Annotated in this window: 19 protein-coding genes; 13 read left to right on the top strand and 6 right to left on the bottom strand. The window is 75.2% G+C overall.

Annotation, left to right across the window (positions count from 1 at the left end):
* The first annotated feature begins 18 nt into the window (after nucleotides 1–18).
* The 6 genes from ACL02R_RS02345 to ACL02R_RS02320 are packed head-to-tail and all read left to right on the top strand — an operon-like array spanning nucleotide 19 to nucleotide 9,369.
* Nucleotides 19–1,533, top strand: coding sequence for an ABC transporter substrate-binding protein (locus ACL02R_RS02345; protein WP_412795108.1), 1,515 nt, complete (start codon nucleotides 19–21; stop codon nucleotides 1,531–1,533).
* Nucleotides 1,534–2,466 carry an ABC transporter permease gene (locus ACL02R_RS02340; protein WP_412795107.1) on the top strand — a complete coding sequence of 311 codons (933 nt, stop codon included), beginning with the start codon at nucleotides 1,534–1,536 and terminating at the stop codon, nucleotides 2,464–2,466. It begins immediately after the preceding gene.
* Complete coding sequence (locus ACL02R_RS02335; protein ID WP_412795106.1) at nucleotides 2,463–4,868, top strand: ATP-binding cassette domain-containing protein; 2,406 nt, start codon at nucleotides 2,463–2,465, stop codon at nucleotides 4,866–4,868. The genes ACL02R_RS02340 and ACL02R_RS02335 overlap by 4 nt, the downstream gene beginning before the upstream one ends.
* On the top strand, nucleotides 4,858–6,222 hold the full coding sequence (locus ACL02R_RS02330) for a methyltransferase domain-containing protein (protein WP_412795105.1): 1,365 nt from the start codon (nucleotides 4,858–4,860) through the stop codon (nucleotides 6,220–6,222). The genes ACL02R_RS02335 and ACL02R_RS02330 overlap by 11 nt, the downstream gene beginning before the upstream one ends.
* Entirely contained in the window at nucleotides 6,212–7,375 is a 1,164-nt protein-coding gene (locus ACL02R_RS02325; RefSeq protein ID WP_412795104.1) for a class I SAM-dependent methyltransferase, read from the top strand. The genes ACL02R_RS02330 and ACL02R_RS02325 overlap by 11 nt, the downstream gene beginning before the upstream one ends.
* Nucleotides 7,376–7,392: 17 nt before the next feature.
* Nucleotides 7,393–9,369, top strand: coding sequence for a condensation domain-containing protein (locus ACL02R_RS02320; protein WP_412795103.1), 1,977 nt, complete (start codon nucleotides 7,393–7,395; stop codon nucleotides 9,367–9,369).
* Nucleotides 9,370–9,419: 50 nt separating this feature from the next.
* Here ACL02R_RS02320 and ACL02R_RS02315 read toward each other — a convergent pair whose 3' ends face one another.
* Complete coding sequence (locus tag ACL02R_RS02315) at nucleotides 9,420–10,340, bottom strand: NAD(P)/FAD-dependent oxidoreductase (protein ID WP_412795102.1); 921 nt, start codon at nucleotides 10,338–10,340, stop codon at nucleotides 9,420–9,422.
* A 76-nt stretch (nucleotides 10,341–10,416) separates the two neighbouring features.
* On the opposite strand from ACL02R_RS02315, the gene ACL02R_RS02310 reads away from it, so the two are divergent.
* Together ACL02R_RS02310 and ACL02R_RS02305 are read left to right on the top strand one after the other, a co-directional pair.
* Nucleotides 10,417–11,499 (top strand): saccharopine dehydrogenase NADP-binding domain-containing protein, encoded by a 1,083-nt coding sequence (locus tag ACL02R_RS02310; protein ID WP_412795101.1) that lies wholly within the window; start codon nucleotides 10,417–10,419, stop codon nucleotides 11,497–11,499.
* Nucleotides 11,496–12,245, top strand: coding sequence for a class I SAM-dependent methyltransferase (locus tag ACL02R_RS02305; RefSeq protein ID WP_412795100.1), 750 nt, complete (start codon nucleotides 11,496–11,498; stop codon nucleotides 12,243–12,245). The genes ACL02R_RS02310 and ACL02R_RS02305 overlap by 4 nt, the downstream gene beginning before the upstream one ends.
* Nucleotides 12,246–12,633: 388 nt before the next feature.
* On the opposite strand, the gene ACL02R_RS02300 is transcribed toward ACL02R_RS02305, so the two are convergent.
* A complete protein-coding gene (locus tag ACL02R_RS02300) occupies nucleotides 12,634–14,163 on the bottom strand; it encodes a helix-turn-helix domain-containing protein (protein WP_412795099.1) in 1,530 nt (509 codons plus the stop codon).
* A gap of 218 nt (nucleotides 14,164–14,381) precedes the next feature.
* Here ACL02R_RS02300 and ACL02R_RS02295 point away from each other — a divergent pair, with 218 nt between their 5' ends.
* Together ACL02R_RS02295 and ACL02R_RS02290 are read left to right on the top strand one after the other, a co-directional pair.
* Entirely contained in the window at nucleotides 14,382–15,350 is a 969-nt protein-coding gene (locus tag ACL02R_RS02295; RefSeq protein WP_412795098.1) for a DUF1648 domain-containing protein, read from the top strand.
* A 1-nt stretch (nucleotide 15,351) separates the two neighbouring features.
* Nucleotides 15,352–15,723 carry a GntR family transcriptional regulator gene (locus ACL02R_RS02290; protein WP_412795097.1) on the top strand — a complete coding sequence of 124 codons (372 nt, stop codon included), beginning with the start codon at nucleotides 15,352–15,354 and terminating at the stop codon, nucleotides 15,721–15,723.
* A 263-nt stretch (nucleotides 15,724–15,986) separates the two neighbouring features.
* On the opposite strand, the gene ACL02R_RS02285 is transcribed toward ACL02R_RS02290, so the two are convergent.
* Nucleotides 15,987–16,583, bottom strand: a complete 597-nt coding sequence (locus ACL02R_RS02285) for a TetR/AcrR family transcriptional regulator (RefSeq protein ID WP_412795096.1) — start codon at nucleotides 16,581–16,583, stop codon at nucleotides 15,987–15,989.
* Between the two features lie 152 nt (nucleotides 16,584–16,735).
* Between ACL02R_RS02285 and ACL02R_RS02280 the strand changes: the two genes are divergently transcribed.
* Together ACL02R_RS02280 and ACL02R_RS02275 are read left to right on the top strand one after the other, a co-directional pair.
* The gene (locus ACL02R_RS02280; RefSeq protein WP_412795095.1) at nucleotides 16,736–18,163 is read left to right on the top strand and encodes an amidase; all 1,428 of its coding nucleotides are present in this window, start codon (nucleotides 16,736–16,738) and stop codon (nucleotides 18,161–18,163) included.
* A gap of 46 nt (nucleotides 18,164–18,209) precedes the next feature.
* The gene (locus ACL02R_RS02275; protein WP_412795094.1) at nucleotides 18,210–19,037 is read left to right on the top strand and encodes a DUF1028 domain-containing protein; all 828 of its coding nucleotides are present in this window, start codon (nucleotides 18,210–18,212) and stop codon (nucleotides 19,035–19,037) included.
* A 10-nt stretch (nucleotides 19,038–19,047) separates the two neighbouring features.
* Here ACL02R_RS02275 and ACL02R_RS02270 read toward each other — a convergent pair whose 3' ends face one another.
* On the bottom strand, nucleotides 19,048–20,493 hold the full coding sequence (locus ACL02R_RS02270) for an MFS transporter (protein ID WP_412795093.1): 1,446 nt from the start codon (nucleotides 20,491–20,493) through the stop codon (nucleotides 19,048–19,050).
* A gap of 240 nt (nucleotides 20,494–20,733) precedes the next feature.
* Between ACL02R_RS02270 and ACL02R_RS02265 the strand changes: the two genes are divergently transcribed.
* On the top strand, nucleotides 20,734–21,612 hold the full coding sequence (locus tag ACL02R_RS02265; RefSeq protein ID WP_412795092.1) for a LysR family transcriptional regulator: 879 nt from the start codon (nucleotides 20,734–20,736) through the stop codon (nucleotides 21,610–21,612).
* A gap of 15 nt (nucleotides 21,613–21,627) precedes the next feature.
* On the opposite strand, the gene ACL02R_RS02260 is transcribed toward ACL02R_RS02265, so the two are convergent.
* Together ACL02R_RS02260 and ACL02R_RS02255 are read right to left on the bottom strand one after the other, a co-directional pair.
* A complete protein-coding gene (locus tag ACL02R_RS02260; RefSeq protein WP_412795091.1) occupies nucleotides 21,628–22,149 on the bottom strand; it encodes an N-acetyltransferase family protein in 522 nt (173 codons plus the stop codon).
* On the bottom strand, nucleotides 22,146–22,736 hold the full coding sequence (locus tag ACL02R_RS02255; protein WP_412795090.1) for a helix-turn-helix domain-containing protein: 591 nt from the start codon (nucleotides 22,734–22,736) through the stop codon (nucleotides 22,146–22,148). The genes ACL02R_RS02260 and ACL02R_RS02255 overlap by 4 nt, the downstream gene beginning before the upstream one ends.
* Nucleotides 22,737–22,909: the final 173 nt, after the last annotated feature.

Raw genomic sequence — 22,909 nt, 5'->3', positions numbered from 1 at the left:
ATCTCGCGAAGGACCACCATGCACCGACGACGCTTCCTGTTCGCCGCGGCCACCACGCTCGTGGCCGCCGGCTGCGCCAGAGACACCACCGGGGACGACTCGGGCGCGAACGACCGCGCCACGGACACTCTCCGCTACGCCGCCGTCGGCGCCCCGGCGACCGCCAGCCACGACCCGCACGGCGGCCTCGGCAACGAGTCAGACGCGCTGCGCTTCGCGCTGCTCTACGACGTGCTCACCGTGCCAGGCGCCGACGGCACCACCCAGCCCCGGCTCGCCACCGCCTGGGAGCCCGACGCCGACCTCACCCGCTGGCGGATCACGCTCAGGACCGACGCCGCCTTCACCGACGGCAGCCCCGTCCGGGCCGCCGACGTGCTGTACTCGCTGCGCCGGATGGGCGAGAAGGCCGCCGAGAACTACGGCCGGATGGGCATGTTCGACCTTGACGCCGCCACCGTCATCGACGAGCACACCGTCGAACTCGTCACCCACCGCCCCTACGCCGAGGTCGGCCGCGCCCTGGAGTCGGCCACCTTCATCGTCCCCGAGGGCAGCACCGACTTCAGCCGGCCCGTCGTCGGATCAGGACCCTTCCTGCTGGCGGACGGCGACGCGGGCAACGCCGCCATGGAACGCAACGACGCCTGGTGGGGCCCGCGCCCGCCGCTGCGCCGCATCGAGATCCGGGCCGTCGCCGACCCGCAGGCGCGGGCCGACGCGGTCGCCGCCGACCAGGCCGACGTGGCCGGCAGTGTCAGCCCCGCCGCCGCCACCCAGGCCGAGAGCGGCGGGCTCGTCGTGGTCCGCCGCCCGGCGGTGACCCTCTACCCGCTGGTCATGCGCCTCGACCGGGCGCCGTTCGACGATCCGCGCGTCCCGCAGGCCGTCAAGCTCGCCGTGGACCGCCAGCAGCTGCTCGACACCGTCTTCCTCGGCCAGGGCCGCCTGGGCAACGACCTGCTCTCGCCCGCCGACCCCACCACGCCCGACGTGCCCCAGCGCGAACGTGACCTGGACGAGGCACGCCGGCTGCTGCGCGCCGCCGGGCACGCCGACGGCCTCGACATCACGCTGCGCACCACCACCGCCTACCCCGGCATGGACACCGCCGCCACCCTGCTCGCCGACCAGCTGGCGGCCGTGGACATCCGCGTCCAGGTCGCCGTCGAGCCGCCGGAGACCTTCTGGACCGAGGTGTACGCCCAGGCCGACTGCTACGTCAGCTACCTCGGCGGCATCCCGTTCCTCGACGTCGTCCGGGTCGCGCTGCGCTCCGACTCTCCCACCAACGAGACCGCCTGGCAGCGGCCCGACTGGGAAGGCGACCTCGACCAGGCGCTCGCCACCGCCGACGACTCCAGCCGCGCCACCGCGCTCGGCGCACTCCAGGAAACGCTGCGCGACGAGGGCGGCTACCTGGTCTGGGGCGTCGGAGACGGACTCGACCTCGCGGGCCCCGGCGTGGCGGGCCTGCCCACCGGCCCCGGCTTCCAGCGGCTCTTCATCGACCAGGCACGATTCGACGGCTGAATGTTCCCGCTTCTCATCCGCCACACGACGCGCGCCACGCTGCTGCTGCTCGGGGTCTCCCTGCTGGTGTTCGCCGCCACCACGCTGCTGCCGGGCGACGCGGCGCAGACCAGGACGGGGGGCCGCGCGAGCGACGAGCAACTGGCCGAGCTGCGCCGTGCGCTCGGCCTCGACGAGCCGCTCTGGACGCGCTATGCCCGGTGGCTGGGCGGGCTGTTGCGTGGCGACGCGGGCCATTCCCTGGTCAGCGGGCGCCCGGTGGCCGAGCTGATCGGCGAACGGCTGCCGGCCACCCTGGTGTTGACCGGCTGCGCCCTGGCGCTCGCCGTCCCGCTGGCGCTCACGGTCGCCTGGTGGGCCGGTGGGGCACCCTGGGCGGCGGGCGTGGTCACCGCGGTGGCCGCCGTGCCGCAGGTGGTGGTGGCCGGCGTGCTGGTCGCCCTGTTCTCCGGGCTGCTCGGCTGGCTGCCCCAGGTCTCGCTCCTGCCCGTCGGCCGGCCGGCCTGGGCACAGCCCGAGCTGCTGGTGCTGCCGGCCCTCTCACTGGCCCTGCCGGCGGCCGCCTTCGCCGCCGCGCTGCTCGCCGGGGCCGTCGCCGACGCCCGCAGGCTGCCGCACGTCGAGGACGCGGAGCTGCGCGGCGTGCCGCGGTGGCGGGTGGCCGTCCGCCACGTGCTGCCCCTCGTGTTCGCGCCGGCGCTCCGCATCCTGGCGGTCGTCGGCGGCGGACTGCTCTCGGCCACCACGGTGGTGGAGACCGTCTTCGGCTACCGGGGCCTCGGCGAGCTGCTGGTCGGCTCGGTGGCCGGCCGGGACGTGCCCGCGGTGCAGGCCGTGGCGCTGCTGGGTGCCGGGGTCGTGCTGGCCGGGCTGCTGCTGGCCGACGTGGCCGCGGGACTCGCCGACCGGGGAAGGCGGGACGCGACCGCATGAGCCCTGCCGTCCTGCGCGGCTGTCTGGCGCTCGCCGTGCCCGCCGCCGTGCTGCTCGGCGCGCTCGCCGCGCCTCACGACCCGACCGCGATGGTCGCCACGCCCTACGCCCCGGCCGCCCCGGGCCTGTCGCTCGGCGCGGACGCCCTCGGCCGCGACGTGCTGTCCCGCCTGCTGGCCGGCGGGCGCGAGCTGACGCTCGTCGCGCTGCTCGCCGCCGCGTTCGCCACCTTGCTCGGTGTCGCCGCCGGTCTTCTCGCCGGCTGGGCGGCACGCCGGTCCGGGTGGCTGCTGACCGGGGTGGCGGACGCGCTGCTCGCCACCCCGCCGCTGCTCGTCGCGCTGGTGCTCGCCGTCTCCCTGCCGGGCGACGCCGCCGTCGTGGCCGCCACGGTGTGCGGCGGCGCGCCGCTGACCCTGCGGGTGGTCGGGGACGCCACCCGCGGCGCCCTCGACGCCGGCTATGTGGAGGCGGCCAGGGGCCGGGGCGAGCGCGCGCCGGCGCTGCTGTCCCGCGAGGTGCTCCCCGCGCTCGCCGGTCTGGTCGCCGCGGACGCCGGGGCCCGCTTCGTCACGGCTCTCCAACTGGCGACGGCCCTGGGCCTGCTGGGCTTCGGGGCCCAGCCGCCGGACCCGGACTGGGCGCTGATGATCCGCGAGAACCTGCCAGGGGCGGGGCTCAACCCGGCCGGGCTGATCGCCCCTGCGCTGGCGCTGGCCTTCGTGGCGCTGGCGGTGGCCGTGCTGGCCGGCGGTACTTCGGCCCGTGCGCGCACCGGGCCGACGACGGCGGGGCGCCGCGCGTGGCGGCGGCCGCTGGGGGCGGCGCGTCGCCGCCCGCGTCCGGGTGGGCGCGCCGTCGGCGCGCCGACCACGGGTGCTCCGACCGGTGCGGCGCCCCTGCCGTCGCCGGCCGAGACACCGCGCGAGACCGCGGACGGCGAGCGGCCCGACGGCGCCCTGCTGAGCGTCGAAGGTCTCACGGTGACGGACCGGCGGGGACGGCGCCTGCTCGACGGGGTGTCGCTGTGCGCCGGGCCCGGCGAGGTGGTGGCCGTGGTCGGCCCGTCAGGCTGCGGCAAGTCCACGCTGCTGCGCGCCGTCCTCGACGCCCTGCCCGACGGACTGCGCCGCACCGCCGGAACGGTGCGCTGGCACGGCGGGACCGTGCCACCCGGCCGCCCCGCCCGCCGCTGGCGCCACCGCACCGTGGGCGTCGTCGGCCAGCAGCCGGCGGCGGCGCTGCACCCGCTGCGCCGGGTGCCCGCGGTGATCGCGGACGGGCGCCGGCCGGGCGACATGGCGGTACGCGGCGCGCTGACGCGGCTCGGCCTCGACCCGGCCGCGCTGTGGCGCCGGTACCCGGGACAGCTCTCCGGCGGACAGGCGCAACGGGTCGCGCTGGCACGGGCGCTGATGGGCGACCCGCCGCTGCTGGTGCTCGACGAGCCGACCACGGGACTCGACCCCGACGCGCTCGACCTGGTGGTCGCGGCCGTCGAGGCCAGGCGCGGCGACGCCCGTTCGGTGACGATCGTGGTCTCCCACGACGCGGAGTTCGTCCACCGGATCGGCGACCGCGTCGTCCACCTGGGCACAGCGGCACCGGCCGGGCGGTCAATCCGGCCCGGCCCCGGCGCCCCCTCGGCCCCGGCGGCGCAACCGGCGGTGCCCGCCGGGACGGTCGGGGAAGCGAAAGCCGCGGTCCTGTCCGCGGACGGCCTCCGCCTCGTCTCGCCGACCGGGCAACTCCTGCTGGACAACGGCACCTTCGAGATACGCGCGGGGGAACTGGTCGCCATCACCGGCCCGTCGGGCTGCGGCAAGTCGACCCTGCTGCGCGCCCTCGCCGGGCTCCGGCCGCCGGCGGCCGGACAGCTGCGGTCCCATGGCGAGCCGCTGTCCTGGAGCGTCGAGGACCGCCGGCCCGCCCGCGTCAGCGCGGTGCAACTGGTCGCGCAGGACCCCGCCACCGCCCTGAATCCCGCCCACCGCGTCGGGACGTCCATCGCGCGGCCTGGCCGGCTGCTGCGCGGGCTGTCCCCGTCCGCGGCCCAGGACCTGGCCGCCGGACTCCTGACGGCGGTCGGTCTCGACAGCGGCGTCGCCCGCAGCCGGCCCACCCAGCTCTCCGGCGGGCAACGTCAACGCGCCGCCGTCGCCCGCGCCCTGGCCGCAGGACCAGGGGTGCTCGCGGCCGACGAGATCACCTCGGCTCTCGACCCCGACGCCGCGCATGGCGTCCTCGACCTGCTCGGGGCGCTGTGCGCCGACGGACTAGCGGTCCTGCTCGTCACCCACGACCAGGACATCGCCCAACGCGCGGACCGCGTCCTGCGGTTCGACCGGAACGCGCTCATCCCCGGCGGCCAGTACAGAACGGAGCACCACCATGCAGGCTGACCTGGACGACGGACTGCGGCACGCCGCCGATGTCCTGCGCCGCCACCCGTGGGTGGGAACGGCCGACGTCGGCGACGGCACGGTCCGGATCTCCCCCGCACCCGAGGCCCTGGCGGTGCGCCCCCGGCCGGGGGCGCTGCTCGCCGAACACCTGACGCAGTGGGCCGAGGTCTACGACGCCACCTACGCCGAGGCGGCCGGGCGGCACTCCACCGAACTCGACCTCTCGGGCTGGCGCGCCTCCGACACCGGCCGGCCGCTGCCCGTGGCGCACATGCGCGAGTGGGTGCGGCAGACCGCCGACCTGGTGCTGCGCACCGACCCCGACTGGGTGCTCGAACTCGGCTGCGGCACCGGTCTGCTGATGCACCGCATGCGGCCCCGGCTGCGTGGCTACCTCGGCACCGACGTGTCCGCCGAGTCCGTCGGCACGCTGACGGCCACCGCCCCGCGGGGGACGGCGTTCGTGCAGGCCGCCGCCCACGAGGCGCACGGCCCGGTGGTCCAACGCGCCCTGGCCGAGGCCGGGTTCCCCGGAGGCCGCCCGGACTGCGTGGTGCTCAACTCCGTCACCCAGTGCTTCCCCGGAGTCGCCTATCTGCGCGCCGTGGTGCACGACGCCATCACGCTTGTCGCCCCGGGCGGCACCGTCGTCGTCGGCGACATCAGGCACTCCGGGCTGCTCACCGCACACTGGCGCTGGGTCGAGTCGTCCGCCAACCCTGGGCTCCCACCGGCGGAGGTGGACCGCAGGGCGGCCGAGCGGGCCGCACACGACGAGGAACTGCTCTTCGACCCGCCGCTGCTCGCCCGGATCGCCGCGGAGTCCGGCCGCGAGGTGCGGCTCACCTTCCACCCCAAGACACTCGACGCCGACACCGAGCTGACGCGTTACCGCTTCGACGCCGTACTGCGCGTGGACGCCGCGGGCACCGCGGAACCGCCGTCCACCGGCGAACTGGACTGGGCGGAGGTGCCGGCACACGACCGCCTCACCGGCCTGCGCGAGCTGGCCGGGCGCCGGGCGCTGCGCGTCACCGGCATCCCCAACCGGCTGCTCGCCCCCGGCACCGGCGTCAGCGCCGCCGAACTGCGACGCGCCCTGGCCGGCCTGGACGCAGCCGTACTCCTCGACCCCCGGCGACCGGAACTCCTCCAGGTGGTCTCACCGGCGGGCGCCGCACCCCGCCCCGCCGCCGCGCTCGCCGGCCCAGGAACGGCGCACGAGCCGCTGCGCCGCTTCGTCCGCCGCCGGCTCGCCGAGGCGGCCCGCCGCGAACTGCGCCGCGCCGGCCTGGCGCCGGTGCCGATCGACGTCACGCCGACCGCGCCGGGAGACCTCGATGAGCACTGATCACGAGTGGGCCGGCCTGGCCGGCCTCATGGCGATCACGGGAACGGATACCGACGTGCTCCCCGGCCACCTGCGGCGGCTCGACGAGGCGGCGCTCCTCGCCATGGCCCGCGCCCTGGGCCGTGAGGGGCTCTTCAGGCCGGGCGTCGCCCACCGCTGGGACCAGATCGCCGACCGGCTCGGCGTCGCGCCCCGCCACCGGTGGATTCTGCGCCGCTGGCTCGCCGTACTGGCCGAGGAAGGCATGCTCCACCGCGACGCGGCCACCGGGAACGTGCGCGACCTGCGCACCGTGCGACGCGCCGAGGTGGCCGCGACGGCGCCGGCCGTGCACGCCGCCTGCCGCGGCCTCGGCTACCCCGGGGCGATCGCCGACTTCTTCCTCACCGCGGCCGACCAACTCCCCAGGCTCCTGCGCGACGAGGTGACCGTCCAGAGCCTGCTGTTCCGCGACGACGACACGTCAGCGGCCGAGGGCGCCTACCGCGACAACACCATCAACCGCTACCTCAACGCCGCCGCCGCTGAACTGCTGCGCCGGACGCCCGCGCCCGCCGCACGCCCCGTGCGGGTGCTCGAACTCGGCGCCGGGATCGGCGGCACCACCACCACGCTGCTCGCCGCCCTCGCCGACCGCCCCGTGGACTACCTGTTCACCGACGTCTCCCGGTACTTCCTCGACGCGGCCAGGCAGCGCTTCGGCGACAGGCTGCGCTACGCCCTCCTCGACATCAACGCCGAACTCGCCGAGCCACGGGTCCCGCCCGGCGCCGCCGATGTCGTGGTGGCGGCCAACGTGCTGCACAACGCGCTGCACATCGGCGCGGCCCTCACCCGGGTGCGCCGGCTGCTGGCGCCCGGCGGGCTGCTGCTGGTGATCGAGTCCTGCCGCGAGCACTACCAGGCCATGACCTCCATGCAGTTCCTGATGTCGCCGCCGGACGGCGCCCCGCGCCCCGGCACCAGCGACATCCGGGCCGGCACCGACCGGATCTTCCTCACCGCGGAGGAGTGGCGCGCCGTGCTGGCCGAGGACGGATACCGGCCGCTGTTCGACCTGCCGGACCCCGATCATCCCCTGACCGCGCTCGGCCAGCGACTCTTCGTCGCGCGGGCCCCCGGCGCCAGGCCGTCGTCCACAACCCTCGCGTAGACACAGGAGTGACAACCATGCCTTCAGGACCCCGGACCGCCGTGCGAGAGCGCGACCTCCACGCCGCGCTCGCCGGCATCTGGTCCGAACTGCTGGCCCTGCCGCCGGACGAGGTGCCGGAGGACCGGGCCTTCCTCAGCCTCGGCGGTGACTCGGTACTCGCGGTGCGCATGTCCGCCATGGTGCGTCGGAGCCTCGGTGTCGTGCTGGCGCTCTCCGACGTCCGGGTGGAGATCACGCTCGCCGAGCTGACGGACCTGGTAGCGCGCCGCCGCGCCGGTTCCGCCGACGGCCGGGCGCTGCCGGTCGAGGTGACCACCAGGAAGGACCCGCACGCCCCGTTCCCGCTCCTGCCGCTCCAGCAGGGCTACTTCGTCGGCCAGCAGGACGGCTGGGAGCTGTCCTACTCCTCCGCGCACCACTATGTGGACATCGGACTGAGCGAGGTCGACGGGGACGAGGCCCCCGAGGCGCTCCAGGACGCGCTCGCCCGCCTGGTGCGGCGGCAGCCGACCCTGCGCGCCCGGGTGCTGCCTGACGGGTCGCAGCACATCCTGCCGGCCGACGCGCCTGGCGCCGTGCCCGAGCTGACGGTGACCGACCTCCGCGACGCCGGACCCGAGGAGGCCGACGCGGCCGTCGCCGCGATCCGCGCCGAGATGTCCACCAGCGGCCCCGACCCCGCCAAGGGGCCGGGAATCGCGATGCGGCTGACCCTGCTGCCCGGCGACCGCGCACGGCTGCACACGGCCGTGAGCCTGCTGATCATCGACGGCTGGTCCTCCAACGTCCTGTACCGGGACCTGTTCGCGCTGGTCTCCGACTGGAACGCGATGCTGCCGCCGCTGGAGATCGACTACGGCGACTATGTGACCTCGGTGGCAGGACTGCCCGACACCGACGCCTGGGAGGCCGACCGCGACTGGTGGTGGGACCGGCTCGACGAGCTGCCGCAGCCGCCTGCCCTGCCCCTTGTCGCCGACCCGAGGCAGGCGCGGCCCGAGCTGATGGGCAGCCGCCAGCACCGGGTGGACGCGGCCACCTGGGCGGCTTTCCGCGAACAGTGCGCGGCGCACGAGGTCACCCCGTCCGCCGCGATGTTCACGGCCTACGCCGTCGTGCTGGCCCGGCGGGCAGGACACCGCCGGATGCTGCTCAACTCGCTCCAGCTCAACCGGCTGCCGCTCCACCCCGACGTGCACCGGATCGTCGGCGCCTTCGCCTCAACCACACTGATCCCGGTGGAGCTGGCGGAGGGCGCCGCCTTCGCCGAGCTGGCCGCCGACAGCCAGCGGCGGTTCGGGGAGTCCGCCGCCCACAACCTGGTCAGTGGCGTCGAGGTGTCCCGGGAGCTCGGCCGCCGTCGCGGCACCCATCGCCCGGTCGCCCCCGTGGTCTTCCAGAGCACGCTGGGGATGGACGCGGCCATGGGGGACCGGCTGCCGGAGACGGCGGGGCCGCTCGGCCGCATCGACATGGCCGACCACCAGCAGCAGCTGCGTACCCCGCAGGTCGCGCTCGAAGTGCGGATGTTCGAGCTGCGGGACGAGATGTTCCTGGTGTTCTCGCTGGTGGACGAGGTGTTCGACGCCGCGCTCGTGGACGGGATGTTCACCGAACTGACGGGCCTCGTGGGGAAGCTGGCCACGCCGGCGGGCTGGTCCGACGTGGTCGGGCTGCCGGCGCCGGCCGATCCGCCGGCCGGCGCCGAGGAGCCACGGCTCGGCGCCTACGAGCGTGAGGCGTCCGGTGAGGAGCCGGGGCCGCCGCGGCCGGGCGCCGAGCGGGCCGTCGCGGCGGTCTGGGAGGACGTGCTCGCGGTGGCCGGGGTGGACAGGGCGGCCGACTTCTTCGCCCTCGGCGGCGACTCGCTGCTCGCCGTGCGGGTGCTCGGCCGGCTCGCCCGTGAGGCCGGGATCACCGTGACCGTCCGGGACTTCCTCGAAGCGCCGACGGTCGCCGGGCTCGCCAGGCTGGCGGCGCCCGCCGGGTGACCCGGCCCAGCTCCCGGGTGGCGGGTCGGCGGACCCGCCACCCGGCTCTGTCAGCCGGCCGTCAGACCCGCCCGGAACAGACCCTGCTCCAGCCAGACCGCGGCCCGCACCCCGTCCGCCGCGGCCTGGCTCACCAGCGTCAACGCGTCGGGCAACGCCGCCAGCCTGGCCATGTCGCCGGCCGCCGACACCCCCGGCACCGTGGTGGCCTGGAACTCGTCCACCCGTACGCAGCCGTCCGGCAGCACCTCGCAGCCCAGGTCGGCCGCGAACGAGGCACGCTGCCGAACCGGCGCCCGGTGGAAGACCGACTGCCGCTCCACCACCGAACCGTCCGCCAACCGCAGCCGCAGCGCGCCGGGTCCGCCTGTCACCTCCGCCACCCCCTCGGTACGCACCACCACGCCGCGCGCCGCGAGCCGGCCGAGGACCTCGTCCGGCAGCTCGTGCGGGCCGTCCGTCAGCACCACCACGTCGTCGCTGTAGCGGTCCGCCAGGTACAGGCCGAGCATGACCTGGGGCACGTCCCGGCCGATCACGGCGAGCGTGTGGCCGCCGGCCTCCCAGCCGTGACAGAACGGGCAGTGGTAGACGCCGCGTCCGAATCGCTCGGCGAGGCCGGGGATGGCGAACGGCTCGTCCACCAGCCCGGTGGCCAGCAGCAACCGCCGCGCCCGCTCCTCGCGGCCGTCCGCGAACCGCACGGTGAAGTCGTCGAGTTCGCCCTTGACCGAGCTCACCTCCCCGCTCCGCAGCTCGACGCCGGGGTAGGCGGCGAGTTCCTCACGGCCCAGCGCGAGCAACTCCTTCGGCGGGAAGCCGTCCCGGCTCAGGTACATGTGCATCTGGTCGGCCGGTGCGTTGCGTACCTGGCCTCCGTCCGCCACCAGCACGCGCCGCCGCTGACGCCCCAGGACCAATGCCCCGCTCAGCCCAGCCGGACCGCCACCGATCACGATCACCTCGAACACCGGGGAAACTCCCTCCCGTAGCAACAGATCTACTGGAAACGATTATCATTAGAATAGGATGTTGAGGGAAGGAACGATGAGAGATCCGCTGATCGCCGTGCTCGGCGGCTACGGCGCGGTCGGCGCCACCGCCGTCCGCCGGCTCGCCGCGCTCGGCCACCGTCGGCTGCGCGTCGGCGGCCGGAGCCGGGACCGGGCCGCCGCACTCTGCGCCGAACTGCCCGGCGCCCAGCCCTTTGCCGTGGACGCCGAAGACCCGCTCGCCCTCGGCGAGTTCTGCGCGGGTACACAGCTCGTGGTCAACTGCGCCGGGCCCTCCTACCGGCTCCTCGACACCGTCGCCCGCGCCGCCCGCGCGGCCGGCGCCTCCTATGTGGACGCCGCCGGAGACCTCCCGGCCCACCGGGCGCTGCTCGCCCGCGAGGACGCCGGCTTCGGCGGCCGTACCGCCCTGTTCTCCGCCGGGATCATGCCCGGCCTCACCGGGCTGCTGCCCCGGCTGATCGCAGGCGCGGGCGACCGACTCGACAGCTACGCGGGCGGCGCGGTCCGCATCACCCCGGCCTCCGCCCTCGACATCCTGCTCGCCCAGGGCCCCGACTTCGGCGAGCCGATGGCCTCCTGGCGCCACGGACAGGCCGTCCCCCGGTCCCTCGCGCCACGACGCGGCGTCCAGCCGGCCGGCTTCCCCGAACCCGTCGACGCCATGCCCTACCTGACCACCGAGTGCGCCCGCCTCGCCGCCGACCTCGGCCTCGCCGAACTGCGCGCCCACGCCGCCTACCCCTCCGAGGCCATTCCCACCGCCCTCGCGATGGCCTGGGCCGACGACCCCCGGTACCTGCCAGAACACGCCGCCGCGCTGACCGCCGCGGCCAACGCCGACCTACGTGACCGCACCCCCTACTACGTCCTGGCGTTCCAGACCCGCACCGCCCACGGAGTCGTCCGCTCGCTCACCCTGCGCATCGGCGACCCCTACCACGTCAGCGGCCTCATGGCGGCCCTCGCCGCTCACGCCGTTCTCGCAGGCCGGACACCCCCCGGCGCCCACTTCACCGCCGACGTCCTCGACCCCGGGCACGTCATGGAGGCGTTGCGCGGCGATCCGCTCGTCCACTTCCTCGACCTCTCCTCGTCCAGGGCAGGAACCCCATGACCGACGCCGACGCCTACGCCGCCTCCGCCGAGTACATCGACCTCCTGATCACCCCGTTCTGGGATGTCGCGGGCCCCGTCCTCGCCGAAGCCATCCGGGACATCGACGCCGCGACGGGCCCCGTCCTCGACATCGGCGCCGGCAGCGGCCGGGGCACGCTGCTGCTCGGTGAGACCCTGCCGGAGTCGGAGATCATCGCCGTCGAACCGTCCCCCGGTCTGCGGGCGGCCCTGCTCGCCAGGCTCGCCGGCCACGACGCGCTGCGCCCCCGGGTCACCGTCCTGCCGGAACCCCTGCCGGCGGCCGAACTGCCGGACCGGCTCGGCCTCGTGATCGCCCTCAACGTCATCGGCCACTTCCCCCCGGCCGAACGCCGGGCCGTCTGGCATCTGCTGGCCACCCGCCTCGCTCCCGGCGGCCGTGCCCTGCTCAACCTCCAACCGCCCACCGAACCCATCGCCATCCCCGACACCTTGGCCGCCACGGCTCACGTGGGACGCCGCCGGTACGAGGGATGGGCCCGCGCGGAGCCCGCGGGCGACACCACCCTGCTCTGGCACATGACCTACCGCACCCACCATGACGGCCGGCAGGTGGCCGAGCAGACGGTGAGCTACCCCTGGCATCTCCTCGACGGGACGACGTTGCGAGCGGAGTCGGAAGCCGCGGGGCTCTGTGCGCGGCCACTCGGCCCCCCGGACCTCGGCCTGTACACCCTCACCCCTTCCACGGCCCCGCGCGCCTGAGGGGGCCCGGAGCGAGCATGCCGGCCGGACATCCCCCGCGAGGCCGGTGTTCTCCGCGAGGGGCGGGCCGTGTGGCGTCCGTCCCCGGATGTCCGGGCCGGCCGACGGGGGAGCGCGTCCGGCATTCCCCGGTTCCGGGGGCACGGCCGGCCTTCGATCCGGGCGGGGACGATGGCGTGACCCATGCATGCGTCGCTCCCGCCAGGCGCGGCGGCGAGCCGGGGGCGGGCCGCGCCGCTGCGCGCCGTCGCCGGCCGGTGCCGGGTGTGCGCGTACCACGTGATCGCGGAGTGCTTACGTGTCCCGGCCGGAAGCTCCGCGGAAGCCACCGCACCCACCCTCGCGCCTCATCCGTGAAGGCCAGTCGGGGTGCGGTGGCTTCGCCGCCTCAGATGTTGCGGAACGTTTCGATCTGGGCGCCCACGGAGTTGAGGCGTTCGGCCAGGTCTTCGTAGCCGCGGTTGATCACGTAGACGTTGCGGAGCACCGAGGTGCCCTCCGCCGCCATCATCGCCAGCAGGACGACCACTGCCGGGCGGAGTGCGGGTGGGCACATCATCTCCGCCGCCCGCCAGCGTGTCGGGCCCTCGACCAGGACGCGGTGCGGGTCGAGGAGTTGGAGGCGGCCGCCGAGGCGGTTCAGGTCGGTGAGGTAGATCGCCCGGTTGTCGTAGACCCAGTCGTGGATCAGCGTCGAGCCGTGCGCCGTCGCCGCGATGGCCGCGAAGAACGGGGCGTTGTCGATGTTGAGGCCGGGGAACGGCATCGGGTGGATCTTGTCGATCGGCGCCTCCAGTTTGGAGGGCCGCACGGTCAGGTCCGCGAGCCGCGTCCGCCCGTTGTCGGCGCGGTACTCGCGGCCGAGGTCGTGGTCGAGGCCCATGCCCTCCAGGACCGCCAGCTCGATCTCCAGGAACTCCAGCGGCACCCGGCGGATCGTCAGCTCGGACTCGGTGACGACGGCCGCCGCGATGAGGCTCATCGCCTCCACCGGGTCCTCGGAGGGCGAGTAGTCCACGTCCCGGTTGATGTCGGGCACGCCGTGGACGGTCAGGGTCGTGGTGCCCACGCCCTCGATCCGCACGCCGAGCTGCTCCAGGAAGAAACAGAGGTCCTGGACCATGTAGTTGGACGAGGCGTTGCGGATCGTGGTGATGCCGTCGTGCCGGGCGGCGGCGAGCAGCGCGTTCTCGGTCACGGTGTCGCCGCGCTCGGTCAGGACGATCGGCCGGTCAGGGGAGACGCCCCGGGTGACCTGGGCGTGGTACATGCCCTCGGTGGCGGTGACTTCGAGGCCGAAGCGCCGCAGCGCCATCATGTGCGGCTCGACGGTGCGGGTGCCGAGGTCGCAGCCGCCCGCGTAGGGGATGCGGAAGTAGTCCATGCGGTGCAGGAGCGGGCCCAGGAACATGATGATGCTCCGGGTGCGCAGGGCCGCTTCCTTGTCGATGGCGCCGAGGTCCAGCTCGGCGGGGGGCACGATCTCCAGGTCCCTGCCGTCGTTGATCCAGCGGCTGCGTACGCCGATCGAGCCGAGGACCTCCAGGATGCGGAAGACCTCTTCGATGCGGGCGACCCTGCGCAGCACGGTGCGCCCGGAGTTGAGCAGGCAGGCGCAGAGCAGGGCGACGCAGGCGTTCTTGCTCGTCTTGACGTCGATGCTGCCGTGCAGCCGCCGGCCGCCGACCACCCTGAGATGCATCGGACCGGCGTAACCCAGCGACACGATCTCGCTGTCGAGGGCCTCGCCGATACGTGCGATCATCTCAAGGCTGATGTTCTGATTCCCCCGCTCGATGCGATTGACCGCGCTCTGGCTGGTGCCGAGCGCCTCGGCGAGCTGGACCTGCGTCCAGCCACGATGCTGACGTGCGTCCCGAATGAGCTGTCCGATCCGGGCGAGGTAGTCGTCGATCATATGACTGAGCCTATCTCACATATGAGATGACGCTTGTTGGGCTCCCCCGTTCGGGTGACGACACGCCGTTCGAGGGTATGGTTGGATTGTTCTAGCGATACGCGAACAACTGGCCGAAGGCCCGGTGGGCACCGGCCAGGGACGCCGACGAAGGGGGATGTGAGATGCCGAGGAGCGAGGCCCGACGGGGGAGCGGGGCAAGCGGAGGGAAGCCGGACATGGGAGGGGCGCGGACCGCGCGGCGCGCCGCGCTGGTGGCCGTGCCGTTCGCCGCCGCGCTCGCGGCCTTCACCGCCTGCTTCCTCGCCTGGTACGACCAGTTGCCCGACCGGCTCGCCACCCACTTCACCGGCAGCGGCGGGGCGGACGACTTCCAGAGCCGCGCGGCGGCGCTGTGGACGGGGACCGGCGTCCTGCTGGGCGTGGGCGTCCTGCTCGTCGTGACGGTCGTGCTGGCGCGCAGGAGCGGACCGCCGGCGCAGCGCTGGATGACGGCGATCGGCGCGGGCACGGCGACGGTGATCGGCCCGCCGCTGGTCGGCCTGGTGGTCGTCAACCGCGACGCCGCCGATCCCGCCGACGCCTCCATGCCGCTGTGGCTGATGGCCGTCGCCTTCGCCGCCGCCCTGGCCGTGGGCGCCCTGGCCTGGCTGCTCGCGGGCCGCGACCCGGAGCCGGGGGAGGGTGCCGCCGCCGCTGCGACGCCCCCGCTGCGCCTCGCCCCGAGGGAGTCCGCCGTCTGGAGCCGCCGGGCCGGGTCACGCGTCCTGCTGGGCACCGGCGTCGTCACCGGAACGGCGGGTCTCGTGGCGCTGATATTCGGAGAGTGGCCCGCCGGGCTGGTCCTGCTGAGCGTGGCCCTGTTCACGGGGCTGCTCGGCAGCGTCCGGGTCACAGTGGACCGGCGTGGCGTCGCGGTGGCCTCGCCGCTGCTGCCCCGCCCCCGTCTGCGGTTCCCCCTGGACCGCATCACCAACGCCGGGACGCGCGACGTGAGCCCGCTGGCCGACTTCGGCGGCTGGGGCTACCGCATACGGCCGGGCGCGTCGGGCGTCGTGCTGCGCTCGGGGAAGGCGCTGAGCCTGCGGCTGCGGAACGGGCGGGAGTTCGTCGTCACCGTGGACGACTCCGTCACCGCCGCCGCGCTGCTCAACGGGCTGCTGGAACAGCGGCGGGCGGACGGCTGACGTGCTCTTCCGGATAAGCCCCGAGTCGCCCGTGCCGCTGGGCGAGCAGATAGCCGCCTGCGTGCGCGGCGCGGTGGCGGACGGCGCGGCCGTGCCGGGGGAGCGGCTGCCGCCCGCCCGCGAGCTGGCCTCCTCGCTCGGGGTCAACATGCACACGGTCCTGCGCGGTTACCAGCGGCTGCGGGACGAGGGATTGATAGAGCTGCGCCGGGGCCGGGGCGCCGCGGTCACCTCGGACGCCACCGCCCGCTCGCGGGCGGCGCTGCTGACCTCGGTCCACGCCCTCGTCGCCGAGGCGCGGAAACTCGGCGTGGGCGACGAGGAGTTGGTGACACTGCTGCGGGCCGCGCTAGCGGGCCCCGCCCCGGCCTGACCGGAACGCCAGGTCCCGCCCCGGCGCCGCCCCGGGGTGGTGAGTCTGCCGTCCGCCGTCCACGGTCCCGGGGAAGACCGGGCGGTGCGGGACCTTTCCCCCAGTGGGTCAGCGTGCGGTCGCCGGGCGTGCTGACTCGGGCCTGTGCCGGGCGGCGGGTCGGTGGTCGGACGATGTGGAATCGGCACCCGGCCCCGGCCTGCGACGCCTCCTCGACCGGGGCGGCGCGCCCGGGGCGGCGCGCCCGCCCCCGGCCGTTCGGTTCAGGCGGTGCCGGGGGAGACCCGTGTCCAGAGCTGCCGCAGATGCGCGTCGAGGACGTCCCGCGCCTGCGCGGCCGTGAGGTGGCCGACGAGCACGTGTGCGGTGAGCCCGTCCGCCAGGGCGAGGAGGGCGTGCGCCTCCCGCTCCGCGTCGGCCCCCGTGCCCGCTTCCGCGAGCAGCCGGGTGAACGAGCCCTGGAGCGCCGCGTAGTTCTCCCGCAGCGTCGCGGCGAGCGGTTCGCTCACCGCAGCCTGCGCCACGAAGGCGAGCCACACCCGCGCCTCCGCCCGGTGCTCCTCCTCCAGCAGCGCGATCTCGACCGCCGCGTGCCCCACGGCGGTCGCGGCCGACTGGGCCGGGCTCCGCGCGAGGCGCGCCCGCGCGCGTTCCCCGATCCGCTCGCCGATCAGGCCGAGCGTGAAGACGAGCATCTCCTCCTTGGTCCCGAAGCACCGCTGCACGGCGCCCATCGACACCCCCGCCCGGTCCGCGACGTCCCGCAGGGTCACGCCTTCGAGCCCCCGCTCGTCCGCGAGGCGGCAGACGGCCCCGGCGACGACGCGCCGCCGCTCCGCGTGATCCACCTGTCTGGGCACGCCCGTTCGCCTCCTCGACGCGTCGGCGGCCCGTCCGGCCGCGCGCCCCCACTTTATTCGATGCGCCCGTATCGGTTCCGCGCTAGGGTTCCGACGCGGTATCCGATGCGAGCGCATCGGAACGGGTCCGCGAAACAGGAAGGGAACGCCCCATGCACGACGCGCTGTGGAGGATGACCGCCGCCGAACAGGCCGCGGCGGTGCGGCGCGGGGACGTCTCGGCCGCCGCCCTGGTGGACAGCCACCTGGAACGCGTCGCCGACGTCAACCCGCGCGTGAACGCCGTCACGCAGCAGCAGGCCGACCGGGCGCGCGGGGCGGCCGCGGAGACGGACCGCCGCAGAGCCGCGGGCGAGCCCCTCGGGCCGCTCGCGGGCGTGCCGTTCACCGTGAAGGAGAGCACCCCCGTCGAAGGGCTGCCGACGACGTTCGGCGTCCCGCGCTTCCGGGACATGGTCGCCGAGCGCGACGCGCTCCCCGTCGCCCGGCTGCGGGCGGCGGGCGCCGTGCCGCTCGGCCACAGCAACATGCCCACCCTCGTCCTCGCCGGCATGCACACGCGCAGCGAACTCTTCGGCGACACCGTCAACCCCTGGGACCCCGGCAGGACCCCCGGCGGCTCCAGCGGCGGTGACGCGGTGGCCGTCGCGACGGGTATGGCCGCCCTCGGACTCGGGAACGACTCCGGCGGATCGGTGCGCGTCCCCGCCCAGTTCTGCGGCGTCACCGCGCTCAAGCCGACCACCGGCCGCTTCCCCGCCGACCTCCGCGTCATCGGGCCGGACGACCCGGGCCCGGCGACCCAGGCCCTCGTCACGGACGGACCGCTCGCCCGCACCGTCGCCGACCTGCGGCTGGCCTACGAGGCGCTGGCCGGGACCGACCCGCGCGACCCGCGCGCCGTGCCCGTGCCGCTGTACGGCGAGCCGCTGCCGGGGCCGCCCACGGTCGCCGTCGTGGCCGACCCGGGCGGGCACGGCGTCCATCCGGCGGTGCGCGCGGCCGTCGCCACCGCGGCGGACGCCCTGCGTGACGCGGGCTACGACGTCCGGGAGGTGGACGACGTGCCCCGTCTTGACGAGGCGCTCGACGTCTACGGCCGCGTCACCCTCACCGAGTTCGCGCCCACCTGGCCGGTCGTCCGCACCCTGCTCGGCGAGGGCGGGGACCGGTACATCGCCATGGCCATGGAACGCGCACACCCCGCCGACGCGGCCGAACTGGTCCGGCTGACGGGCACCTGGCTCGGCATCCGGCGCTCCTGGGCCGAGTTCCTGTACGCCCATCCCCTCCTGCTCGGACCGGTGTTCACCGAGCCGCCGGTCGAGCCGGGCGTCGAGTCGCGCGACGCGGCGGGCCGCGACAGGGTCGCCACCGCCATGCGCCTGTGCACGGCGACCAGCTTCGCGGGCGTCCCCGCCGTGGCGGTGCCGACCGGCGTGGCGGACGGCCTGCCGCACGGGGTGCAGCTCGTCGGCCGCGCCTTCCGCGAGGACCTGTGCCTGGCAGCCGCCCAGGCCGTCGAGGACCGGCTGGGAACGTTCACGCCTCTCGACCCGCGTGGCGTCGCACAACGCTGAGCAATCCATTGGCCCTCGCCGCCGGCCGACCGGCAGGGTGGGCGGCATGACGTTCTCCCTCATCGGTCACGACCCCGCCGGCGGGCTGACGGGCGTCGCCGTGGCCAGCTGCGTCCTGGCCATCGGTGCCCGCGCGCCGGTCGCCAGGAGCGGCGTCGGCGTCGCCGTGGGCCAGGCCGCGTCCGACTTCCGGCACCCGCGCGCGGCGCTCGACCTCCTGGAACGGGGCGCCTCCCCCGACGAGGCGGTCGCCGCGCTGCGGGCGCTCCCGGACGCCGCCGTGCGGCAGCTCGCCGTCGTGGACACGACCGGCCGCACCGCCGCCTGGACAGGCGGGGAGTGCGCGGACAGCGCCGCGGACATGGCCGTCGAACACGCCACGGCCCAGGGCAACACCCTGGCCGGTCCCGACATCGTCCCCGCCCTCGTGCGCGGCTGGCGCGCCGCCGCCGGACTGCCCCTGCCCGAACGGCTGCTCGCCGCCCTCCGCGCGGGCGACGAGGCGGGTGGCGACCGGCGCGGCAGGCAGTCGGCCGCGCTGCTGGTCGTCGGCGACGACGAGCCCGTGGACCTGCGGGTGGACGACTCGCGCGCGCCTCTCGCCGACCTCGCCCGCCTCCTCGACGTGGACCGCGCCCACCGCCACCTGCGCGATGCCGTCCTGCTGCACCGCGCCGCCTCCACGGCCGACTCCCGCGAGCGCGCCGCCGGTCTGATGGTGCGCGCCGCGGCCCTGGCGCCGGACGATCCGCTCCTCGCCGAGTGGGGCCCGCGGATCGTCGGCACCACCGGCGCGCTGCCCGCGCCCGACCGCGCACGCGCCGCCGCCCTGGCGGAACGCGTCGCCTGGATCGCGGCCCTCCCGGCCGGCTGAAGCCGTACGGTCACCCGGCCGTCGGCGCCGCCAGCCGCTCCGGCGCCTCCGCGCCCGTCCCCCCGGCCACCGCGACCTGCCGCCGCCGCCCGCCCCGCAGCCCGAACGCCGTGACGACCGCCGCCACCAGCGCCGCCACGAGCGGCACGAGCAGCGCCGCCCGGTACCCGTCGAGCAGCGCGCCGGGTGAGGCCGACGCCGTCGCCGCGACGTTCACCGCCGTCGCCGCCGACAGCCCGAGGGCCGCGCCGAACTGGAAGGACGTGTAGAGCAGTCCGCCCGCGAGGCCCTGCTCCTCCTCCGCGATGCCCTCGGTCCCGACGATGGTCAGCGGCCCGTAGGCCAGCGCGAACGCCAGCCCGACGAGCAGCAGGCTCGGGAACATGGCCGCGTACGTCCAGTCCGCCTCGACCCGCAGGAACAGCCCGTACGCGAGCGCCGCCGTCAGCAGCCCGCCGAAGATGACGCGCGCGTTCCCGAAGCGGGCGACGAGCCGGGGCGTCAGGGTCGGCGACAGCACCGCGTCCAGGCCCGCCACCAGCAGCGCGAGGCTCGTCTCGACCGTGGACCAGCCGCGCAGTTCCTGGAGGTAGAGCACCACGATGAACTGGAAGGCGAAGAACCCGGCCGCGAAGAGGAGCGCGCCGATGTTCGCCCGCACCAGGGCGGCGTTGCGGAAGATCCCGAGCCGCACCAGCGGGTCGGCCGTCCGCCGCTCGACGGCGACGAAGGCGCCGAGCGCCAGCAGCCCCGCGCCGAGCGTCCCCACCGTCCACGCGGCGGTGGTGTGGGACGCGCGCTCGACACCGAGCACGATCAGGATCAGCCCCGCCGTGACGGCCAGCGCGCCCCCGGCGTCCACCCGCCGCGCCGTACGGGGCTCGGCCGCCTGCGGCTTCGGCACCCACACCAGGGCCGCGACGAGCAGGACCAGCGACAGGATCACCGGCGCGAAGAACACCCAGCGCCAGCCCACCGACGCGAGCAGGCCACCGGCGACCAGGCCGACCGTGAAGCCGCCCGCCCCGGTGCCCGAGTAGATCAGCAGGGCCTTGTCGCGCTCCGGGCCCTCCTCGTACGTCGTGGTGACGATCGACAGACCGGCCGGGGTCATGAACGCGGCGGCGACGCCGGTGACGAAGCGGGCCGTGATCAGCGTCCAGCCCTCGGTGGCGAATCCGCCGAGGCCGGAGAAGAGCAGGAAGACGGTCAGCCAGAACAGGAACATCCGCCGCCGGCCGAACAGGTCGGCGGCCCGCCCGCCGAGCAGCATGAAGCCGCCGTAGCCGAGCACGTAGGCGCTCATCACCCATTGCAGCTCGCCCGTGGCGAGCCCGAGATCGGCCCGGATGGCGGGGAGCGCCACGTTGAGCATCGCCACGTCGATGCCCTCCAGGAAGATGGCGCCCGACAGGACGAGAAGCACGCCCCATTTACGGGTGTTCAGCGCGCTCATGTGCACTCCTCGAAGTGATGGAGAGGGAAAAGGGGTGTATCGGGATGAAAGGTGCGCTGGAGAGGCGCGGGAAACACGGTGCGGAGGAACGGGACGGTGTGCGCGGGAGCCCTTGCCGGCCGGAGGACCGGGGGTGCCGCGCTCTCCCAGCCTCCGCCGTCACGCGCGCGGGAACAACGCCGATCCGCTCGACGTTCGTTCAGCTGTCCTTGACGAACCGCCCCGACCCGGAGGGTCCGTATGGAGCGCGACGAGCTGGAGTGCTTCCTCATCCTGGCCGAAGAGCTGCACTTCACCCGCACCGCGGACCGTATGCGCCTGTCCAAGGCGCGCGTCAGCCAGCTCGTGCAGCGCCTCGAACGCCGCGTCGGCGCGCCGCTGTTCACGCGGACCAGCCGCCGGGTCGCGCTCACCGCGCTGGGCCGCAGGCTGCGGGACGACCTGGCCCCGCACCACCGGGGCATCGAGGACGCCGTGGCCCGCGCCAGGGCGGCGGCGAACGGCGTGGACGGCGTGCTGCTCGCGGGCTTCACGACGCCGATGGCCGGTGAGGTGGTGATGCGGGTGGCGGAGGCGCTGCGCGCGGACCACCGCGGACTGTCCATCGAGGTCTGCGAGGTGTCGCTCTCCGACCCGTACGGGCAGTTGCGGAAGGGCGAGTTCGACGTCCAGCTGGCGGACTTCCCCGTCCGGCAGCCGGACCTCGCGCACGGGCCCACGCTGTTCACGGAGGAGCAGACGGTCGCCGTCGCGTCCCGTCACCCCCTGTCGGCGCGGGACTCGGTGTCGGTCGCGGACCTCGCGCGCGTCCCGCTGCTCGACGTCTGGCCGGCCCGCCACCTGGCGGACGGCGCGTCCCGCGGACCGGTCGCCACCACGCTCCAGGAGGCGCTGATCATGGTCGCGGCGGGCCAGGGCGCGCTGCCCACCGGCGCGCGCACCGCCCTGTACCACGCGCGCCCCGGCGTCACCTGGCTGCCGGTGCGCGACGCGCCGCCCGTGCGATACGGACTGGTCTGGCGGCTGGGGGACGACACGGGCGCGGTCCGGCTGTTCGCCGGGCGGGCGGGCGCCGTCGCGCGCGACCTGGAGGCGGTTGGGGCAGGCCCCGCCGTGTGAGGCCCGCCCCCGGCGTCAGCCGAGCGTCCGGTAGAAGAAGGAACAGTCCTTCAGCGCCCCGGCCGGGTCCGCCGCGTACGCGGGGACGACGCCGTAACGGATCCACCCCGCGCTCAGGTAGAGGCGCTCGGCCGGGCTGCCCGTCTCGGTGTCGAGCAGGAGCAGCCCGAATCCCTCGTCCGCCGCCGCCTGTTCGGCGCGTGCCAGCAGGGCGCGCGCGAGCCCTCGGCCGCGCGCGTCCGGGTGCACCATCAGTTTGACGATCTCCGCCCGGTGCCGCCCGTTCGGTTTCGGGTTGCGCGCGAGACTGACCGTCCCGACGATCCGTCCGTCCTCCTCGGCCGTCCAGATGGTGAGACCGCCGTCCACCACCGCGGCGCCCTGCTCGGTCCACCACGCCTCCGCCGCGGCACGACCGAAAGGTGCCACGAAGCCGAGCGACGCGCCGTCCGCCACCACGTCGGCGAAGAGGTCCGCGAGGCCAGGCACCGCCGCCGCGAAGTCCCGGGCCGCCGGCCGGACGATCCGCGCCGTCACGGCAGCACCACCAGCAGCGCGTACCGTACGGCCTCCCGGCCCGCGCAGCGGAACCGCGACCGCCCCCACACGCGGAACCGCAGGCAGTCGCCCGTCCCCACCTCGTAGGTCTCCTCCCGCTCCCCGCCGCCCACCGAGACGGTGAGCGCGCCCTCCAGCACCCAGAGGTGCTGTTCGAGCCCGGCGACGGACGGCCCGTCGTACGCGAGGTCCGCGCCAGGCGGCAGCGTCCCCTCCACGACCTCGCCGCGCAGCCCCGGGTGCGGCGGCGACACCGACCGCCGCACGAATCCGGACGCCTCGTCCCGCCATATGGACTGCCGCGCCGCCGGCACCAGGTGCGCGGGCCGTTCCTCCACCTCGGCCAGCAGCCGCGACATGGTGTGCCCGTACGCGGCGCACAGCTTGTTGAGCACGCCGGCCGTCGGGCTCATCTCGCCCCGCTCCAGCCGGGACAGCGTGGAGCGGCTGACCCCCGTCCGCCCCACCAGCTCGTCGAGCGACCAGCCGCGACCGGTCCGCAACTCCCCGAGGCGCCGCGCGAGCCGCGCCTCCATCTCCTCGGCGTCTCCCGCTTTCTCTCTCATAGCCGGGAGAATATCCCATATCCGGGAAGACGCAGGTGGGGCAGTCGCCCCGCCGCCCCTCCAGCTGCGCCCCGGCCGCCGGGGATAGGCTCGGCCGGTCTTTCAGACCCTCTGTTCTTCTTTCCTGACCCCCTACCCGAGGTGACGCGTGACCGCCGCCCTCCTGCGCCGCC

The sequence above is a fragment of the Streptomyces sp. MS19 genome (assembly GCF_047200595.1).
GTDB lineage: Bacteria > Actinomycetota > Actinomycetes > Streptomycetales > Streptomycetaceae > Streptomyces.
Note: the sequence above shows the minus strand (reverse complement) of the source record. Positions and strands in the feature narration are given on the sequence as shown.

Excerpts from the sequence above, each read along its gene's own strand:
- ACL02R_RS02345 (WP_412795108.1), top strand. The coding sequence starts at position 19 with ATGCACCGACGACGCTTCCTGTTCGCCGCGGCCACCACGCTCGTGGCC.
- ACL02R_RS02340 (WP_412795107.1), top strand. The coding sequence starts at position 1,534 with ATGTTCCCGCTTCTCATCCGCCACACGACGCGCGCCACGCTGCTGCTG.
- ACL02R_RS02335 (WP_412795106.1), top strand. The coding sequence starts at position 2,463 with ATGAGCCCTGCCGTCCTGCGCGGCTGTCTGGCGCTCGCCGTGCCCGCC.
- ACL02R_RS02330 (WP_412795105.1), top strand. The coding sequence starts at position 4,858 with ATGCAGGCTGACCTGGACGACGGACTGCGGCACGCCGCCGATGTCCTG.
- ACL02R_RS02325 (WP_412795104.1), top strand. The coding sequence starts at position 6,212 with ATGAGCACTGATCACGAGTGGGCCGGCCTGGCCGGCCTCATGGCGATC.
- ACL02R_RS02320 (WP_412795103.1), top strand. The coding sequence starts at position 7,393 with ATGCCTTCAGGACCCCGGACCGCCGTGCGAGAGCGCGACCTCCACGCC.
- ACL02R_RS02310 (WP_412795101.1), top strand. The coding sequence starts at position 10,417 with ATGAGAGATCCGCTGATCGCCGTGCTCGGCGGCTACGGCGCGGTCGGC.
- ACL02R_RS02305 (WP_412795100.1), top strand. The coding sequence starts at position 11,496 with ATGACCGACGCCGACGCCTACGCCGCCTCCGCCGAGTACATCGACCTC.
- ACL02R_RS02300 (WP_412795099.1), bottom strand. The coding sequence starts at position 14,163 with ATGATCGACGACTACCTCGCCCGGATCGGACAGCTCATTCGGGACGCA.
- ACL02R_RS02295 (WP_412795098.1), top strand. The coding sequence starts at position 14,382 with ATGGGAGGGGCGCGGACCGCGCGGCGCGCCGCGCTGGTGGCCGTGCCG.
- ACL02R_RS02280 (WP_412795095.1), top strand. The coding sequence starts at position 16,736 with ATGCACGACGCGCTGTGGAGGATGACCGCCGCCGAACAGGCCGCGGCG.
- ACL02R_RS02275 (WP_412795094.1), top strand. The coding sequence starts at position 18,210 with ATGACGTTCTCCCTCATCGGTCACGACCCCGCCGGCGGGCTGACGGGC.
- ACL02R_RS02270 (WP_412795093.1), bottom strand. The coding sequence starts at position 20,493 with ATGAGCGCGCTGAACACCCGTAAATGGGGCGTGCTTCTCGTCCTGTCG.
- ACL02R_RS02265 (WP_412795092.1), top strand. The coding sequence starts at position 20,734 with ATGGAGCGCGACGAGCTGGAGTGCTTCCTCATCCTGGCCGAAGAGCTG.
- ACL02R_RS02255 (WP_412795090.1), bottom strand. The coding sequence starts at position 22,736 with ATGAGAGAGAAAGCGGGAGACGCCGAGGAGATGGAGGCGCGGCTCGCG.